This window comes from Pseudomonas sp. RGB (assembly GCF_007713445.1).
Taxonomy (GTDB): domain Bacteria; phylum Pseudomonadota; class Gammaproteobacteria; order Pseudomonadales; family Pseudomonadaceae; genus Aquipseudomonas.
This window is the reverse complement of sequence record NZ_VMSH01000001.1, coordinates 681,823-697,756: the sequence shown is the minus strand read 5'-3', so window position 1 is coordinate 697,756 and position 15,934 is coordinate 681,823. Positions and strand designations below refer to the sequence as shown.

Annotated in this window: 19 protein-coding genes; 9 read left to right on the top strand and 10 right to left on the bottom strand. The window is 60.2% G+C overall.

Going from position 1 to position 15,934, the window contains the following annotated elements:
- Positions 1–192: 192 nt before the first annotated feature.
- Positions 193–879, top strand: a complete 687-nt coding sequence (locus FPT15_RS03280; RefSeq protein WP_145158484.1) for a dual specificity protein phosphatase family protein — start codon at positions 193–195, stop codon at positions 877–879.
- A 6-nt stretch (positions 880–885) separates the two neighbouring features.
- Here FPT15_RS03280 and FPT15_RS03275 read toward each other — a convergent pair whose 3' ends face one another.
- A complete protein-coding gene (locus FPT15_RS03275) occupies positions 886–1,158 on the bottom strand; it encodes a YheV family putative zinc ribbon protein (RefSeq protein WP_065902760.1) in 273 nt (90 codons plus the stop codon).
- Entirely contained in the window at positions 1,155–3,254 is a 2,100-nt protein-coding gene (gene prlC, locus FPT15_RS03270) for an oligopeptidase A (protein ID WP_178119644.1), read from the bottom strand. The genes FPT15_RS03275 and prlC overlap by 4 nt, the downstream gene beginning before the upstream one ends.
- Positions 3,255–3,308: 54 nt before the next feature.
- Here prlC and FPT15_RS03265 point away from each other — a divergent pair, with 54 nt between their 5' ends.
- Together FPT15_RS03265 and FPT15_RS03260 are read left to right on the top strand one after the other, a co-directional pair.
- Complete coding sequence (locus tag FPT15_RS03265) at positions 3,309–3,851, top strand: gamma carbonic anhydrase family protein (RefSeq protein ID WP_145158480.1); 543 nt, start codon at positions 3,309–3,311, stop codon at positions 3,849–3,851.
- A complete protein-coding gene (locus tag FPT15_RS03260) occupies positions 3,848–4,507 on the top strand; it encodes an HAD family hydrolase (RefSeq protein ID WP_145158478.1) in 660 nt (219 codons plus the stop codon). Before FPT15_RS03265 ends, FPT15_RS03260 begins: the two co-directional genes overlap by 4 nt.
- 95 nt (positions 4,508–4,602) lie before the next feature.
- Here the strand turns inward: FPT15_RS03260 and FPT15_RS03255 are convergent, their stop codons facing one another.
- Positions 4,603–5,646, bottom strand: a complete 1,044-nt coding sequence (locus tag FPT15_RS03255) for an aminopeptidase (protein ID WP_145158476.1) — start codon at positions 5,644–5,646, stop codon at positions 4,603–4,605.
- 142 nt (positions 5,647–5,788) lie between these two features.
- On the opposite strand from FPT15_RS03255, the gene FPT15_RS03250 reads away from it, so the two are divergent.
- On the top strand, positions 5,789–6,211 hold the full coding sequence (locus tag FPT15_RS03250) for a hypothetical protein (protein WP_106576005.1): 423 nt from the start codon (positions 5,789–5,791) through the stop codon (positions 6,209–6,211).
- Here FPT15_RS03250 and FPT15_RS03245 read toward each other — a convergent pair whose 3' ends face one another.
- Both FPT15_RS03245 and FPT15_RS03240 read right to left on the bottom strand, forming a co-directional pair.
- Positions 6,212–6,451, bottom strand: coding sequence for a DUF1161 domain-containing protein (locus FPT15_RS03245; protein ID WP_010207769.1), 240 nt, complete (start codon positions 6,449–6,451; stop codon positions 6,212–6,214).
- A gap of 250 nt (positions 6,452–6,701) precedes the next feature.
- A complete protein-coding gene (locus FPT15_RS03240; protein ID WP_141156381.1) occupies positions 6,702–7,133 on the bottom strand; it encodes an OsmC family protein in 432 nt (143 codons plus the stop codon).
- 216 nt (positions 7,134–7,349) lie between these two features.
- Between FPT15_RS03240 and FPT15_RS03235 the strand changes: the two genes are divergently transcribed.
- Positions 7,350–8,351, top strand: coding sequence for an LLM class flavin-dependent oxidoreductase (locus FPT15_RS03235; protein WP_106576004.1), 1,002 nt, complete (start codon positions 7,350–7,352; stop codon positions 8,349–8,351).
- A gap of 61 nt (positions 8,352–8,412) precedes the next feature.
- Here FPT15_RS03235 and FPT15_RS03230 read toward each other — a convergent pair whose 3' ends face one another.
- Together FPT15_RS03230 and FPT15_RS03225 are read right to left on the bottom strand one after the other, a co-directional pair.
- The gene (locus tag FPT15_RS03230) at positions 8,413–8,640 is read right to left on the bottom strand and encodes a DUF1161 domain-containing protein (protein WP_145158474.1); all 228 of its coding nucleotides are present in this window, start codon (positions 8,638–8,640) and stop codon (positions 8,413–8,415) included.
- 115 nt (positions 8,641–8,755) lie between these two features.
- On the bottom strand, positions 8,756–8,971 hold the full coding sequence (locus FPT15_RS03225; protein ID WP_145158472.1) for a dodecin: 216 nt from the start codon (positions 8,969–8,971) through the stop codon (positions 8,756–8,758).
- Positions 8,972–9,125: 154 nt separating this feature from the next.
- Here FPT15_RS03225 and FPT15_RS03220 point away from each other — a divergent pair, with 154 nt between their 5' ends.
- Positions 9,126–9,452 (top strand): YqjD family protein, encoded by a 327-nt coding sequence (locus FPT15_RS03220; RefSeq protein ID WP_003170746.1) that lies wholly within the window; start codon positions 9,126–9,128, stop codon positions 9,450–9,452.
- A gap of 8 nt (positions 9,453–9,460) precedes the next feature.
- Here FPT15_RS03220 and FPT15_RS03215 read toward each other — a convergent pair whose 3' ends face one another.
- Positions 9,461–10,357 carry a LysR family transcriptional regulator gene (locus FPT15_RS03215; RefSeq protein WP_145158470.1) on the bottom strand — a complete coding sequence of 299 codons (897 nt, stop codon included), beginning with the start codon at positions 10,355–10,357 and terminating at the stop codon, positions 9,461–9,463.
- 109 nt (positions 10,358–10,466) lie between these two features.
- Here FPT15_RS03215 and trpB point away from each other — a divergent pair, with 109 nt between their 5' ends.
- From trpB to FPT15_RS03200, 3 genes are all read left to right on the top strand, one after another.
- Positions 10,467–11,693: a tryptophan synthase subunit beta gene (gene trpB, locus FPT15_RS03210; protein ID WP_145158468.1), complete on the top strand. Its 1,227-nt coding sequence runs from the start codon at positions 10,467–10,469 to the stop codon at positions 11,691–11,693.
- The gene (gene trpA / locus FPT15_RS03205) at positions 11,693–12,502 is read left to right on the top strand and encodes a tryptophan synthase subunit alpha (protein WP_119741286.1); all 810 of its coding nucleotides are present in this window, start codon (positions 11,693–11,695) and stop codon (positions 12,500–12,502) included. Before trpB ends, trpA begins: the two co-directional genes overlap by 1 nt.
- A gap of 138 nt (positions 12,503–12,640) precedes the next feature.
- The gene (locus FPT15_RS03200; RefSeq protein WP_145158466.1) at positions 12,641–13,096 is read left to right on the top strand and encodes an anti-virulence regulator CigR family protein; all 456 of its coding nucleotides are present in this window, start codon (positions 12,641–12,643) and stop codon (positions 13,094–13,096) included.
- A 170-nt stretch (positions 13,097–13,266) separates the two neighbouring features.
- On the opposite strand, the gene FPT15_RS03195 is transcribed toward FPT15_RS03200, so the two are convergent.
- The gene (locus tag FPT15_RS03195) at positions 13,267–14,577 is read right to left on the bottom strand and encodes an MFS transporter (protein WP_106575998.1); all 1,311 of its coding nucleotides are present in this window, start codon (positions 14,575–14,577) and stop codon (positions 13,267–13,269) included.
- A gap of 167 nt (positions 14,578–14,744) precedes the next feature.
- Entirely contained in the window at positions 14,745–15,893 is a 1,149-nt protein-coding gene (gene dgoD, locus FPT15_RS03190) for a galactonate dehydratase (protein WP_145158464.1), read from the bottom strand.
- Positions 15,894–15,934 lie beyond the last annotated feature (41 nt).

Genomic DNA, 15,934 nt, shown 5'->3' with positions numbered 1-15,934 from the left:
AAGGGATAGAACACAGTGGCAAACAATAGTTACAAATGATAGCAGGCTAAGAATTGAGAAAATCGGTTCAGCGAGAAAAACAGCAGATCAGGTCGGTATTCACGATTCTTTGACGAGTACCTCACGCCGCATTGACCCCGCGTAGGCGAATCTTTGGCCCATCAGCCATTTCCCTATTCGGTTACAACGCGCATGTTCGAGATTCGATTGCTGCCTGCCCTCGGCATGGCGCTTCTGGCCCTGTTCGCCACCGCGCACGCCCAGGCGGACGGCACATCTTCCCTACGCTCACCGGAGTGGGCCCAGCCTGTGGGCGACCAGTTCAATCTGCACCAAATGACGCCCACGCTGTATCGCAGCGCGCTGCCCAACGGCAATGCGCTCCCCGTATTGGAAAATCTGAAGATCGCCACAGTGATCAACTTTCTGCCGGAATCTGATGCGACGTGGCTGAAGACATCTGATATCAAACAGGTGCAGCTGACTTATCGCACCAATCACGTCGACGATTCAGACGTACTCGCGGCGTTAAGGGCCATTCAGGATGCAGAAACCAAAGGCCCGGTGCTGATGCACTGCAAACACGGCTCGGACCGCACAGGTTTGATGGCGGCGATGTACCGCGTGGTGATCCAGGGCTGGAGCAAGGAAGATGCGCTGAACGAAATGACCTTGGGCGGTTTTGGTACCAGCAATGGCTTTAGGGACAGCGTTCGCTACATGATGAAAGCCGATGTCGACAAGTTGCGTACGGCCTTGGCGAATGGCGATTGCAGCACCAGTGCGTTTGCCCTGTGCTCGATGAACAGTTGGCTCAACACGGCCAATAGCAGCCGTGTCGACACCAAAAAAGACGCTGAACTGGTGCTGACACCCTGATGGGCGTCAGTCTTTTTTCAGCTTCGGATTGGGAAAAAACTGCACGGCCTGCACCTTCGGGTCCGGCGCTTTCAATGCCGATGTATTAACCCGCGTGCCCAACTCCTTGGGCACCGACAGACCCTGGTCATTCAACGTGTCGGTATAACCGCAGGCCACACATTCGCGGTGCGGCACGTTGTCTTCGGTCCACATCTTCAACTTGTCCGGCTCGCTGCACGCCGGGCAGACCGCCCCGGCGATAAATTGCTTTTTGGTAATCACAGGCCCTTCGCTCATGCTGCCGCGTCCTCACTCAGGCCGCTGTGGCGCAAGAGTGCGTCAATCGACGGCGCACGTCCGCGGAAGTCGACAAACAGCACCATCGGTGCCTGTGAACCGCCGCGCGCCAGAATGGCTTCGCGGAAGGCGCGGCCGGTCTCGGCGTTCAGCACGCCGTCTTCTTCAAACTTGGAGAAGGCATCCGCCGACAGCACTTCCGCCCACTTGTAGCTGTAGTAACCCGCCGCGTACCCGCCGGCAAAGATGTGCGCGAAGCTGTTAGGGAAGCGGTTGTACGCCGGTGGGCGCATCACCGAGACCTCATCGCGCACGCCTTCAAGCACTTGCGCAACGCTGCGGCCATCGCCATGGGTGGCATGCAGTTCGAAGTCGAACAGCGAGAACTCAAGCTGGCGCACCATCATCAGGCCGGACTGGAAGTTCTTCGCCGCGAGCATTTTTTCCAGCAGGTCCTGGGGCAGCGGCTCGCCGGTTTCATAGTGGCCGGAAATCAGTGCCAGGCCTTCCGGCTCCCAGCACCAGTTCTCCATGAACTGGCTCGGCAATTCCACCGCGTCCCAGGCCACGCCGTTGATGCCGGAGACGCCGGCGTGTTCGACACGGGTCAGCAGGTGATGCAGGCCGTGGCCGAATTCGTGGAACAACGTGGTCACTTCATCGTGGGTCAGCAGGGCAGGCTTGCCGCTGTCGGCCGGGGTGAAGTTGCACACCAGGTTAGCCACCGGGCTTTGCAGTACGCCGTCAACCGTGCGGCGACGGTCACGCGCGCCGTCCATCCAGGCGCCGCCACGCTTGTTGGCGCGGGCGTACAGGTCGAAGAAGAAGCGGCCGACGTGCTGGCCGTTTTCCTTGATTTCGAACAGGCGAACGTCCGGGTGCCAAGTGTCGAAACCTTTTTGCTCGGCGATCTCGATGCCGTACAGGCGCTGGACGATGGCAAACAGGCCGCCCAATACTTTGTCGATCGGGAAGTAGGCGCGCAGGGCTTCCTGGGACACGCTGTAGCGCTGCTCGCGGAGTTTTTCGCCGTAGAAACCACTGTCCCAGCTTTGCAGATCCGCACAACCTTGTTCGGCGGCATATGCCTTGAGCTGTTGCAGGTCCTGGGCGGCAAACGGCTTGCTGCGCTTGGCCAGGTCGCGCAGGAAGCTCAGCACCTGGTCGCTGGACTCGGCCATTTTGGTGGCCAGGCTCAGCTCGGAGAACGACGCATAGCCCAGCAGCTGGGCCAGCTCCTGACGCAGGTCGAGGATCTGTTCCATCACCGGGCCGTTATCATTCTTACCGGCATTCGGGCCTTGGTCCGACGCGCGGGTGCAGTAAGCCGCGTAGACCTCTTCGCGCAGGGCGCGGTCGTGGGCGTAGGTCATCACCGCGTAGTAGCTGGGGAATTCCAGGGTGATCAGCCAGCCATCGAGGCCTTTGGCCTGGGCGGCGGCGGCCATTTGCGCCTTGGCCGAATCGGTCAGACCGGCGAGGGTGGCTTCATCGGTAACGTGCTTGGTCCAGGCCTGGGTGGCATCCAACAGTTGGTTGGAAAATTTGCTGCCCAGCTCGGACAGCTTGCTCTGCACTTCGGCGTAGCGCTTTTGCTGCTCAGGCGGCAAATCGATACCCGACAGGCGGAAGTCGCGCAGCGAGTGCTCAAGGATAGTCTTTTGCGCCACGTCGAAACCGGCCGCTTCGGGGCTGTTAGCCAAGGCTTCGAAGGCCTGGAACAGTGCGCGGTTCTGGCCCATTTCGGTGGAGTAGGCGCTCAATGCCGGCAGGCAAGCCTCGTAGGCTTCGCGCAGTTCAGCGCTGTTGCATACGGCATTCAGGTGGCTGACCGGGCTCCAGGCGGCGCCCAGGCGGTCATTCAGTTCGTCCATCGCCAGCACCAGGCCGGCCCATGTAGGATTTTTACCCTGGCTTTGCAGGATGCCTTCGATGGCAACACGGTTGTCGGCGAGGATCTGTTCGATGGCCGGTTGCACGTGCTCGGCACGGATCGCCGAGAACGGCGGCAGGTCGTAGGACTGCAGAAGAGGGTTGTTCGCGCTCACGGTGGGCACCTTGGCTGAAGAAACATGTAAGAACAAAGATGGGGCCATCTTAATTACAATCAACACCCACCGCAGCTATCAGCAGAAGAGAGAGAGGCTATCGTGACCCTTCGCACCTATCAGAACCACACGCCAACCCTGGGCGCCGGGGCTTTTGTCGATATTTCGGCGGTGGTGATCGGCGATGTCGAAATCGGCGCCGACAGCTCGGTTTGGCCGCTGACGGTGATTCGCGGCGACATGCACCGCATCCGCATCGGTGCGCGCACCAGCGTGCAGGACGGCTGCGTGTTGCACATCACCCATGCCGGGCCGTTCAACCCGGACGGCTTCCCGCTGCTGATCGGCGATGACGTAACCATCGCCCACAAGGTCATGCTGCATGGCTGCACGGTGGGCAACCGCATCCTGATCGGCATGGGCAGCATCGTGATGGACGGCGCCGTGGTGGAGGACGACGTGATCATCGGCGCCGGCAGCCTGGTGCCGCCGGGCAAGAAACTGGAGAGCGGTTTTTTGTACGTGGGCAGCCCGGTTAAACAGATCCGCCCATTGACTGACAAAGAGCGTGCCTTTTTCACCTACAGCGCCGCGAACTACGTGAAGCTCAAAGACCTGCACCTGGCGCAAGGATTCGACCGATGACCCTGAACTACTCCACCGTGCTGTTCGACCTGGACGGCACCCTGACCGACCCGCGCGAGGGCATCACCCGTTCGATCCAGTACGCCCTCGGCAAACTCGGCATTGATGAACCCGACTTGACCAAACTGGAACACTTTATCGGCCCGCCATTGCTGCAAGCCTTTATGCAGTTCTATGGCTTCGATGAGGCCAAGGCCTGGGAAGCGGTGAATTTTTATCGCGAACGCTTCAAGGTCACCGGCCTGTATGAAAACCGCGTATTCGACGGCGTCATGCCGTTGCTTGAGGAACTGAATGGCCAAGGCCGACAGCTGTATGTGGCCACGTCCAAGCCGTGGGTATTCGCCCGCGAGATTGCCCGGCACTTTGATTTTGCCAAGCACTTCAAGGTGATCTACGGCAGCGAACTGGACGGCACGCGCACCAACAAGGTTGAGTTGATTGCGCACTTGATGAATGAAGAGGGCCTGGACCCGGCGACCACGTTGATGATCGGGGATCGCAAGCATGACCTGATCGGCGCGCGCAGCAATGGGCTGGATTCAGCGGCGGTGGGGTATGGGTTTGGCAGTTTTGAAGAGTTGAATGCCGAGGCGCCGACCTGGCATTTTGAGACGCTGGCGCAGATGCATCAGGCGTTCATGAGGCGCGGCTGATGCCGCTATCGCAGGCAAGCCAGCTCCCACATTCGACCGCATTCTCATGTTGAAACTGGGTCAAGTGTGGGAGCTGGCTTGCCTGCGATGAGACCCTAGTGGCCACCACCCTCCAACCGCCGCAACGCCGCCTTACGCTGCTCCACCGGCAAGCCACCCATCTTCTCCACCGCCGCAAAGAACTTCACCCAATCCCCACCTTCCTGCGCAAACAACGCCGCAAACGCCGGCACCCATTGGTCATACAGCCCAAACGGCAGCAACCGCGCGTTGTTCATCGGCTGGTTGATCCACACGTCGTAACGTTTATCACCTCCCCACTGGCTATCGCGCATTTGCCGGTAATCGCTGCGCAAACGCTCGAATTCCGCCGCCTTGGCCTGGCGCATCACGTCAACTGCCAAGGGCTGTGCGTAAAGCTTTTCCAGGCGTTTACGGGTATCCAGCACCATTCGGATAAATTGATCACGCTGCTGCAACGCCGCATCGCTCAGAGGCGCCAAGCCCCGCGCCGCACGCCATTGACGAGTGCCTTCCTGCTCGACGAAGTTGGCATACGACTCGTTGAACTCGGTGTCGTCCTTCACATAAAAACGCTGGTGCGCCAGCTCATGAAAAATCAGCGTAGCCAGGCGCTCATCGCCCCAGTTCATCATTGAATTCATGATCGGGTCGTTGAACCAGCCCAAGGTGGAATAGGCCTCGACACCACCAATCGACACGTCCATGCCTTGTTGCTGCAGCAACGCCGCCTCACCGCGCGCCGCGCCCTGGTTGTAATAACCGCGATAGGCGACGCATCCGGCAATCGGGAAGCAATGGGTTTCGGGAGAGAGGGAAAATTCCGTCGTAGCGAATACATTCCAGACTACGTATGGCCGGCCAATGTCCGCGTACAACCTGTAACTCTGGTTGTCGGGCAAGTGCAGATGCTCACTGGCGAACGTGCGGGCTTTTTGCGACTGCACCAAGTGCTCACGCAATACCTGTGGGCGAGAAGGGTCGGCGATCACCTCGGCAACCGGCTCACGGGCCCGCAGCAATTGCCATTGGCCGCTGGCGAGCTGGCTGTAATAACTGACACTTGAGCAGCCGCTGAGCACCACCACCATTAACCCTGGAAGAAAACGCTTCAACATGCTCCGACTGCTCCTGGGTAATTTGCTCGCCAGCCTATCCTGCCTGCACGGAATTTTTCCATGGCCTGGCGTGTTTATACTCATGAGGAGTCTGCTGCCATCGGCGCCGGGCTCAATTCCTTCCTACCGTTGAGTGCCTGCCATGCGCCAGCTCCTGCTACCTGTCACCGTCCTGTTTCTCAGCGCCTGTGCTTCTACACCGATTCCCCCAGTGGATCCGCATCAGGCCTGGGTCGACTTCGCCACCCCGACACCCGGCGCCAAACTGGTGATGGCCCAGCGCCTGGATGGCAAGAATCTGAATGACGGGCGTTTTTTCCAAGTGCCACCCGGCAGCCACGAGCTGATGGTGCGCTTTGATTTCGAGGTGAACACGGGTACAGGCTTTGGCGGGCTGGACCAGACGCACGACCGCACCTGTTTCATGACCCTGCAGTACGACAATTTCCAGGCAGGCCAGCGCTATGTGCTGGAAGGTCGCTCGCTGGCCTTCACGCCCAACATTCGGCTGTATAACTCAGCGCGTCAGTTGCTGGCGCAGGAGCGCAGCGTGAACTGCATCTGATCAGTCGTTGTTCTTCTGATAAACGATGGCTTTGGTGCCGTTTTCACAGCTGCCGACGACCATGGCGCTGTCATGCTTGTCGGCTTCTTCCTTGCTGACGATTTCCAAGGTGTAGGACGGCACGGCGTTAGCCTGGATCTTGACCTCGATCTCTTTTCTAAGCTCTTCACAATCTTTTGGAGCGGCCACGGCCGAAGTGGCCAAAACACCGCAGATGATCGCCAAGGCAAAACGTTTCATGTGTGAAGCTCCCTGAATGCATGCGCACGAGTGTGCGCCTAGCTGCATAGGCTATAGGACCACATAGGGGAAATACGAGTTCTGATTTAAAGCAGAACTAAATGTGGGAGCGGGCGTGTGTGGGAGCTGGCTCGCCTGCGATGGCAGCGCCTCGGTGCAACTGCAAAACCGAGGTGTGCCTATCGCGGGCAAGCCCGGCTCCCACACAAACCCGCTCCCACACTGGATCTACGCGGTTAAGCAGACCGCATTAGCTGACGAGCGTGGCATCCAGGCTGATCTTGGCGTTCAGCACCTTGGACACCGGGCAGCCTTCCTTAGCCTTTTTGCTCAGTTCGTCGAACTGCGCCTGGCTTGCGCCCGGGATCTTGGCTTTCAATACCAAATGCACAGCAGTAATTGCGAAGCCGCCTTCCACTTGGTCCAGCGTCACTTCAGCCTGGGTGTCGATGCTGTCAGCCTTGAGGCCGGCGTCGCCCAGAATCATCGAAAACGCCATGGAGAAACAGCCGGCGTGCGCCGCACCAATCAGCTCCTCAGGGTTTGTGCCCTTGCCGCCTTCGAAACGGGCCTTGAAGCCGTAGGGCGCTTCGCGCAATACGCCGGTTTCAGTGGAAATGGAACCCAGGCCTGTCTTCAGATCACCTTCCCAATGCGCGGATGCTTTTTTAACGATACTCATAGCGGTCTCCTCGAACGGTGGTTTTGCTTCAATAAGGTTCTGAGGATAGAAGCTCTGGCAAAGTTCATCTTGTCGGAGAAACCTAGCATTCCAGTAGGAAATTTCCCTAGCTACTATTGAATCTCGGGTATATGCCCTCATTGCATAGAACATGCACATGAAGCGGCAGGTTTTGGTTCGTCTATAAGCCTGCGCACCTATTGGAGAAGCAGGCTTATGAAATCGCTGTCCGACGTGAAATTCTCGACCCTGGACCTGGTGCCCGTGCGCGCCAATGGCAGCCCGGCGCAGTCATTGCGCAATTCCCTGGACTTGGCCCAGCACGTGGAAAAGTTTGGCTATAACCGTTTCTGGGTGGCCGAACACCACAACATGGATGGCATCGCCAGCTCTGCCACCTCGGTATTGCTCGGCTACCTGGCCGGTGGCACCTCAACCATTCGTGTCGGCTCCGGCGGCGTAATGCTGCCCAACCATGCACCGCTGGTGATCGCTGAGCAGTTCGGCACCCTGGAAAGCCTGTATCCGGGCCGGATCGACCTGGGACTGGGCCGCGCGCCGGGTTCTGATCAGATGACCGCCCGCGCCCTGCGTCGCGAACGCTCGGGCAGCGCCGACGACTTCCCTGATGATGTGGCCGAGCTGATGGCTTACCTGGGCCCACGCACGCCGGATCAACGGGTTATTGCCGTGCCGGGCACCGGAACCAATGTGCCCGTGTGGTTGCTCGGCTCCAGTTTGTTCAGCGCGCAATTGGCCGGTGAGCGCGGTTTGCCCTACGCCTTCGCCTCGCATTTCGCACCCCGCCTGATGCATGAAGCTATTCGCGTGTACCGCAATCACTTCAAGCCTTCAGCCGTATTGGACAAGCCCTACGTGATGCTTGGCATCCCGCTGGTGGCCGCCGATACCGACGAGCAGGCCGATTACCTGGCCACCTCGGTGTACCAGCGCATCCTCGCGCTGATGCGCGGGCAAAGCCTGGTGCAACGTCCGCCGGTCAAGACTATGGACGGCCTGTGGCTGCCCCATGAAAAAGACGCGGTCGGCAGCTTCCTCGGCCTGGCCATGGTCGGCAGCCCGGCGAAGATCCGCGCAAAACTGGACGTGCTGGTTGAGCAGACTGGTGCCGATGAGCTGATCTTTACCTGCGACCTGTACGAGCACGCCGACCGGATTCATTCCTACGAGCTGCTGGCGCAGTTGATGAAGGGCTAACATCCGCAGGCAAAAAAAAACGACGCACCTGTGCGTCGTTTTTTATGTCTGGAGCAAGGGGTTAACCGCGCTTGTAGACGATTTCCTTGGTGCCGGCTTCGCAGCTACCGACGACTGTGTGGTCGCTGGGTGCCGCGCCTTTGTCTACTACCTCCAGCGAGTAACCCGAGGCGCCCTTGGCGTCGATTTTCGCTGCGATTTCGCTTTTCAGCTCTTCACAAGGCTTGCCCGCCGCCAGGGCTGTGCCCGCAATGCTCAACAAACCTACCGCTAACAGGAACTTCTTCATCCGTTACTTTCCTTGCGCTGATCGAAAAGAGCGTGCCGACGCTTTCGCATCGGCACCCATTGGTTGTAGCGCAGGTTATGGCAATCGGCCAGTCGGCAAAGTTCAACCGACGTGATCAACTACTGGCGATTCGGAACCCCACCTTGAGCGTGACCTGGAAGTGCGCAGCCTTGCCGTCCTTGATGTGACCACGGGTTTCAGTCACTTCGAACCATTCCAGGTGCTTGATGCTTTTGTTCGCTTCGGCGATGGCGTTGTTGATGGCGTCTTCGATGCTGGTCGCCGACGAACCCACCAATTCGACTTTCTTGTACGTGTGATGATCAGACATGGCGTTTCTCCTGAGGTCTTTAGTGAGCGTAGCAGTCAATGTTCGTACTGCTTCTGGCGACTATTCCCACTCAAAAGTTCAGATTTACTGCACTTTCTGAAAACGCTGGAGTCGGTATCTACACATGCCACTCAATCACTTCAGGAGAGTCCACATGGCCAACACTTCTTTACGCAAAGCGTCGCTGGAAAGCATGGAAGCCGAGATTTCGAGCCTTCTCAAGTCCCTTGAGAGCCTTAAGGACGATGCGTCCGACGAGTCGCGCAAAACGCTGAAGGCCCTGAAAAGCAATGCCGAGAATGCCCTCAAGCACTCCCGTCATCTGATCAGCGATGCCTACGAAGAAAGCAAAGTCAAAATCCGCGAAACCGGTGTTGCAACCCGGGACTACGCACAAGAGCACCCATGGACTACCGCCGGCGTCGCCGTTGGCGCGCTGGGTCTGCTGGCGGCTTACCTGCTGTGCAAACGTGGCGACTGAAATACCGGCTACACCGGCTGGCGCAACAGCTCTGCCTTGAGCCACTGCGCCAGTTGACCCGCGCGCCCGTCTGCGGCGCGCTTGGGTAGCCACAGCGCCAGGTGCGCCGGGGTTTCGCTGAAACCCCATGGCGCCACCAGGCGACCCGCGCGCAGGTCCTCTGCCACCAGCGGTTCTGGCGCAATTGCCACCCCAAGCCCTGCCACCGCTGCCTCCAGCAAATAATACAAATGCTCAAACCCCTGGCCGTGTTTCAACGCGCCGGGTGCAATGCCGTATTGCTGCGCCCAACTAGGCCAGGCTTGCGGGCGCGAGGTGGTGTGCAACAAGGCTTCGCCACACAAGGCTTGCGCCGGGGCCTGGCGCAAACGCTCGTAACCGGCAAAGCGCGGGCTCATCACCGGGCCAATGCGCTCGCTGGCCAACTCGTATACCTGCATGTCCGCCGGCCACGGCGGCTCAGCGAACACCAACAGGGCGTCGAGGCCGGGACGCCTGGGGTCAAGATCGCCGTCACCTGCTGACAGGTGCAGGCGCAAGTCCGGCAGGTCGGCGTTCAAGCGGCCCAGGCGCGGGATCAACCAGCGCGCCAACAAACTGCCCGAGCAGCCCAGCACGAACGGCGCATCGGCGCTGGCCTGGGTCAGCTCGGCACACACATCCCTCAAACGTTCGAACGCCTCTGCGCTGGCATCGCGTAGCCGAACGCCGGCATCTGTGAGTTTAAGGCCGCGTCCCTCTTTGGCGAACAGGCTGACACCCAAATGCTCTTCGAGCACCTTCAACTGGCGGCTGACGGCGCCGTGGGTCACATGGAGCTGCTCGGCAGCCTGGCTAACGCTGTTGAGCCGGGCGGTGGCTTCAAATGCACGCAAGGCATTGAGGGGTGGTAGGTCTCGGCTCATCTGTGAGTTTTCCTGACAGGTTGCGGCGATCTTATCGGTTTTCAGCGTAGCGTGTCAGGGGTAGAGTGGGCCTCATTGTCTCTCCTCACATTCTTTACCGGAGCGCCCCATGACTCAGTCCCAGACCGATCTACGCAACGGCCCAGACGCCAACGGCTTGTTTGGCGCGTTCGGCGGCCGCTACGTCGCTGAAACCCTGATGCCGTTGATCCTCGACCTGGCCCGCGAATACGAAGCCGCCAAGATCGATCCGGCATTCAACGAAGAATTAGCCTACTTCCAACGCGACTACGTCGGACGTCCAAGCCCGCTGTATTTCGCTGAGCGCCTGACTGAATTCTGCGGCGGCGCCAAGATTTACCTCAAGCGCGAAGAGCTCAACCACACTGGCGCGCACAAGATCAACAACTGCATCGGCCAGATCCTGCTGGCGCGGCGCATGGGCAAGAAACGCATCATCGCCGAGACCGGCGCCGGCATGCACGGCGTGGCCACCGCCACCGTGGCCGCGCGTTTTGGCCTCGACTGCGTGATCTACATGGGCACCACCGACATCGAGCGCCAGCAGGCCAACGTGTTCCGCATGAAGCTGCTGGGCGCCGAAGTGATCCCGGTGGTCGCCGGCACCGGCACCCTCAAAGACGCGATGAACGAAGCCCTGCGTGACTGGGTGACCAACGTCGACGATACCTTCTACCTGATCGGCACCGTCGCCGGCCCACACCCCTACCCGGCGATGGTGCGCGACTTCCAGGCCGTGATCGGCAAAGAAACCCGCGACCAACTGCAAGCCCAGGAAGGCCGCCTGCCGGACAGCCTGGTGGCGTGCATCGGCGGCGGTTCCAACGCCATGGGCCTGTTCCACCCGTTCCTGGACGACACCAGCGTCGAGATCATCGGCGTTGAAGCGGCCGGCCACGGCATCGAAACCGGCAAACATGCCGCCAGCCTCAACGGCGGCGTACCCGGCGTGCTGCACGGCAACCGCACCTTCCTGCTGCAGGATGACGACGGCCAGATCATTGACGCCCACTCGATTTCCGCCGGCCTCGACTACCCGGGCATCGGCCCTGAACACGCCTGGTTGCATGACATCGGCCGCGTCCAGTACACCTCGGTGACCGACGACGAAGCCCTCGAGGCGTTCCACACATGCTGCCGCCTGGAAGGGATTATTCCTGCACTGGAAAGCGCCCACGCCCTGGCTGAAGTGTTCAAACGCGCACCGAACCTGCCGAAAGATCACCTGATGGTGGTCAACCTCTCCGGCCGCGGCGACAAAGACATGCAAACCGTGATGCACCATATGCAACAGTCGAAGCAGGAGAAACACTGATGAGCCGCCTGCAAACCCGTTTTGCGCAACTCAAAGAACAAAACCGCGCCGCCCTGGTGACCTTCGTCACCGCCGGCGACCCGGGTTATGACACCTCGCTGGCGATCCTCAAAGGCTTGCCGGCAGCTGGCGCCGACGTGATCGAGCTGGGCATGCCCTTCACCGACCCGATGGCCGACGGCCCGGCGATTCAACTGGCTAACATCCGCGCGCTGGAAGCCAAGCAGAACCTGGCGAAAACCCTGCAGATGGTTCGCGAGTTCCGCAAAGACAACAACGACACGCCGCTGGTGTTGATGGGCTACTTCAACCCGATCCACAAATATGGCGTGCCGCAGTTCATCAGCGACGCCAAGGAAGCCGGCGTAGACGGCCTGATCGTGGTCGACATGCCGCCTGAGCATAACGGCGAGCTGTGCGATCCGGCCCAGGCAGCAGGCATCGACTTTATCCGCCTGACCACGCCAACCACCGATGACGTGCGCCTGCCGACTGTGCTCAATGGCAGCTCCGGCTTTGTGTACTACGTGTCGGTGGCCGGTGTGACCGGTGCCGGGGCGGCCACCCTGGAGCACGTTGAAGAAGCCGTGACTCGCCTGCGTCGGCATACCGACCTGCCGATCAGCATCGGCTTTGGTATCCGCACGCCGGAACAGGCAGCCGCTATCGCGCGCCTGGCAGACGGTGTGGTGGTCGGTTCGGCGCTGATTGATCACATCGCCACTGCCAAAAATGATCAGCAGGCGATTGATGGCGTGTTGACCTTGTGCGCGGCGCTGTCGGAAGGCGTTCGCAACGCCCGTAAGTAAACGCCGTGTAGCAGTAGGTAAAGTTCCTGATACAGAGGAATCATACGGTCGAATCAGTACCTAAACTGACAAGACCAAGGGATTTCGAACCCGGTTCGAAATCCCTTTTTTGTTCGTGCAGTACTGAGGAACCCCCCCATGAAAATGCCTAAACGCTTGATCGCTGGTCTCGGCGTGCTGATGCTCGGCGCGAGTGCCTTGGTGCAGGCCGCGCCACCTGACCAACGGGGCGATGACAATGGTCCTGGCCCTGGCCGTGGCGGCCCGCAAGGCCAGCACGAGCAACGCGGCGATGACCATCGTGGCCCGCAGAACAACCGTCGTGGCCCGCCTCAGGACTTCGGCCCGGTACGCCAGATCATCCACGACAACCACGGCCAGTTCGCCCGTGGCGCACCGCCGCCACCGAATGTACGCCTGGTCCGCGGCCAGCCATTGCCACGCGGCTACTACGGCGAACGCCTGGACAACCGCGCCCTGGCACGCCTGCCGGTTTATCAAGGTTACGAATGGCGCCGTTCCGGCCCGGACGTGGTCTTGATTGCAGTCGGCACAGGCATCGTCTACGAGATTCTGGACGGCGTACTTAACTAATCCCTCGCACTACCCTGTGGCGAGCGGGCTTGCCCCGCGTTGGGGTGCGAAACGCCCCCAAACCCGGATAACGCGGGTTTCCCTGAAAGACCGCAGTAGCCTTGATGGGGCTGCTGCGCAGCCCAACGCGGGACAAGCCCGCTCGCCACGGGAAGCCCGCTCGCCACAGGCTATTCCTTCAGTTCTATACGTTCGACTTTGCCTACAAGCAACACATAGGACAGCGCGCCCAGCAGCGCCAGCACCGCAATGTAGGTAATCGCCGGAGCAAACGAATCCCCGCTGGCCAAAAAGCCAATCACAATCGGCGTCGTAATCGCCGACAAGTTACCGATAAAGTTAAACACCCCACCGGTCAACCCCAGCAGGCGCGCAGGCGCCAAGGTCGACACCAACGACCAGGTGATCGACGCCAGGCCATTCCCAAAGAACGCCACCGCCAGAAAGGCAATCACCCACGTCGTCGAATCCACATAGTTGGCGCCAATGATCGCCGTGGAAATCAGCAGCCCGCCAATAATCGGCAACTTGCGCGCAAAGCCTACCGACGTGCCCCGGCGAATCAGCCAGTCAGAAAACAGCCCTGAACACAGCACACCCACAAACGCCGCCAGAAACGGCAGCGATGCCAGCAAGCCCGACTTGATGAAGTCCATGCCGCGATATTTCACCAGGTAGGTCGGGAACCACGTCAGAAAAAACCACAACGTGGAGTTCAGGCAAAACTGCCCCAGGTAGATGCCCCACAGCTTGCGCTTGCTCAGTACGATCCCGAGGTCGACCCAACTGAATGGCGCCTTGACCGCCTTGGCCTGCATATCCACCAGCCCGCCGCCTTCGCGGATCAGCTCGATTTCAGCCGCATTGGCGCCTTTGAAGTCCTTCGGCTCGCGGTACACGGCGTACCAGATCAGCGCCCACACAATGCCCACGCCACCTGTGGCGACAAACACCATGTGCCAGCCGAACGCGTGTTGCAGCCAGGCCAGTACCGGCGTGAGAAACGCCAGCCCGACAAACTGCCCGGAGGTATAAACGCCAATCGCCGTGGCACGCTCACGCTCGGGAAACCAGGTGGTGACCACGCGACTGTTGATCGGATAAGCCGGCGCTTCCAGCGCGCCGACCGCCATGCGCAGCACAAACAGCGCGATAAAGCTGGCGGCAAAACCAAGCATCACGGTGGCAATCGACCACAGCAGCAAGGCCACGGTGTAGAGAATGCGTGGCGGCACCCGGTCCACCAGCCAGCCGCCGGGGATCTGCATGGCGGCGTAGGTCCAGCCGAATGCCGAGAAAATCAGCCCGACATGCACCGGGTCGATGCCCAGCTCGCTGGTCAGCGCCGGGGCGGCAATCGACAGGTTGCTGCGGTCGAGGTAGTTGATCACCACGGTGATAAACAGCAGCACCATGATGAAGAAACGCTTTCTGCTGGGCGTGACGAGAGAAGCCTGCCCGGTGAAGGATTCAGGGTGCATGGGGGTTGCCTCTTCTTATGTTTATTGAGGACAGGTCTTACTGGACCAAAGGTAGGAGGGGGCTTGCCCCCGATGAGGAGTGCCAGTCACCGAATGCATCAGCTGATACACCGCCATCGGGGGCAAGCCCCCTCCCACATTTTGTGTCCGACTTCGTCAGGGGACGATCACCACTCGGCAAAGCTGCCGTCGGCATGCCGCCAGATCGGGTTGCGCCAGCGGTGGCCGATAGCCGCGCGCTCGATCACGTATTCCTCGTTGATCTCGATGCCCAGGCCTGGCCCGTTGGGGATTTTCACAAAGCCTTTGTCATAGTCGAACACGCCCGGGTCGCGCACATAGTCGAGCAGGTCGTTGCTCTCGTTGTAGTGAATGCCCAGGCTTTGCTCCTGGATAAACGCGTTGTAGCAAACCGCGTCCAATTGCAGGCAGGCCGCCAATGCAATCGGGCCCAGCGGGCAGTGCAGGGCCAGGGCCACGTCGTAGGCTTCGGCCATGTTGGCGATCTTGCGGGTTTCGGTGATGCCGCCGGCGTGGGAGGCGTCCGGCTGGATGATGTCGACGTAACCTTCGCTGAGCACGCGCTTGAAGTCCCACCGTGAGAACAGGCGCTCGCCCAGCGCAATCGGCGTGCTGGTCAACGGGGCCAGTTCTTTGAGCGCTTCGTAGTTTTCGCTGAGCACCGGCTCTTCGATAAACATCAGTTTGTAAGGGTCGAGTTCTTTCATCAGCACCTTGGCCATGGGCTTGTGCACCCGGCCATGGAAGTCGACGCCAATGCCGACGTTCGGGCCCACCGCATCGCGCACGGCGGCAACGTTGGCCAGGGCCAGGTCGACTTTGTCGAAACTGTCGACAAACTGCAGCTCCTCGGTGCCGTTCATTTTCACGGCAGTGAAGCCACGGCCCACGGCCTCTTTGGCGGCACGCGCGGTATCGGCGGGGCGGTCGCCGCCGATCCATGAATACACGCGAATCTTGTCGCGCACCTGGCCGCCCAACAGGTCGCTGACCGACACACCGAGCGCCTTGCCCTTGATATCCCACAGCGCCTGGTCGATACCGGCGAGGGCGCTCATGTGCACGGCACCGCCCCGGTAGAAGCCGCCGCGATAGAGCACCGTCCAGATGTCTTCGATATTGCGTGGGTCTTTGCCGATCAGGTAGTCGGAAAGTTCTTCAACAGCCGCCGCCACCGTGTGCGCGCGGCCCTCGACCACAGGTTCACCCCAGCCAGTCACGCCCTGGTCGGTTTCGACCTTGAGGAAGCACCAGCGTGGCGGGACGATGAAGGTGGTCAGTTTGGTGATTTTCATCTTCTTATCTCTCTTGTCGATGCAGCGCCGAGGGCGCAAAA